The organism is Prevotella sp. MGM2 (assembly GCF_002933955.1).
Lineage (GTDB): Bacteria > Bacteroidota > Bacteroidia > Bacteroidales > Bacteroidaceae > Alloprevotella.
On the sequence record NZ_BEWW01000023.1, the window covers coordinates 1 to 1,448 of the forward strand.

Consider the following 1,448-nt stretch of genomic DNA (forward strand, 5'->3'; position numbering starts at 1 on the left):
ATATCTTCCTATGACGGAGAACGCAAGTATATTGAAAGCGTTGTCAAAAGCGATGATATATACTTCTATGCTCTGCAAGGTTTGGGGCTTACAGCTCTGCCGCAGTTCATTGAACAGCGTTGGCGCATCCGTGACGGCTACTATCAAACAGGCCAATTCTTCAGCGGAGTATTGAGCGGTCGTACATCGTGCGCAAGCAGCAATGCACGTATCCGCATAGTGGCCGCAAAGACCGGCTACTTTGGTGTCGGCCACGATGCAAGCGGACAACTTGACGAGGTTGTGTTCCTCGAAGCAGGACAGGAACATTACTTTACCAAGTTCAGTCACACGGAGTATGCTCTGTTATACATCTACCAAGCCGACCGAATTGCAGAGATAGACCTTAGTGAGATAAGCCTTGACAGCAGCTTCAACTTCCAAGTAATGACTCTCGCCGAGAAGATTGTAATCGGTAGCGAGAACCGACAAGACGTTTCAATCGGCTCCGCCGTACCTATCAGCTCAATGCCCCTCGGCTCTCTGCCGTTCCTGCGAGAGCTTGATGTGCGCAACACAACCGTAGCAAGCATTGATGCAAGCACCTGTCCTCGATTAGAGATAATCAGAGCAACAGGAACACCTCTGCAAAACTGCTCCGTTGCTGAGACATCGCCCGTTAGCGTGTTGGAACTGCCAGATACCATGACCGAAATCTCTCTTGTCAATCTTCCTAATCTCTCTTATCCGGGAGGGCTGACGATTGCAGGACTGAGCAATGTAACCAAGCTCATGATTAGCGGTTGCCCGAAGATTGATGCAATGGCTATGATTAAGAACATCGTAGCCGAAGCAGGACATATCAAGAGTATCGGCCTACGCGATGTGAACATCACCGCAAGTGTTGAAATTCTGCGCTCGTTGAAAGCGACCAATGCTTTCGGCCTCGATGAGAACGGCAACGACATTGCCGCCGACAAAACCGTTGAAGGTATCGGCAAACAATGCTCCGGCCTCACAGGTCGTTGGATATTGGCAGAGTTGATAGAAGATAACGATGTGGACGGAGTGGCAGGTCTTAACAGCCTTAAAGCCTACTTCCCTGCGCTTGACCTCTACAACTCGCAGTTCTCATTGGTGAAATGTTCAGATGTGGTAGATGCACCGGGTGAAAAATGGGGCAACCTCGATAACCTCACCGGTGCTTTGTTCTCCGCTGCCTATAAGCGGTCGGGACACCCATTGCGCATCTTTGAAAACACATGGGCTTGCCGAGCAGACTACAATGCCAAAGCACAGCGTCTTGAACTGCGCCGCCTCAGCCGTGCCAACTTCAATTTCATGCTTGACGGCAGCGAGATTGACCTTGCAGACGTGGCCGGTGCCGGTTACGACATCATGCACTTACTCGGGCATGGATGGTACAAGGGTGTAAACGACTACAAGAACCAAGACAAATACTATGTGTG

Annotated in this window: 1 pseudogene; it reads left to right on the forward strand. The window is 50.3% G+C overall.

Going from position 1 to position 1,448, the window contains the following annotated elements:
• Positions 1–1,448 (forward strand): annotated as a pseudogene (locus C5S62_RS13420) (hypothetical protein); the annotation flags it as partial.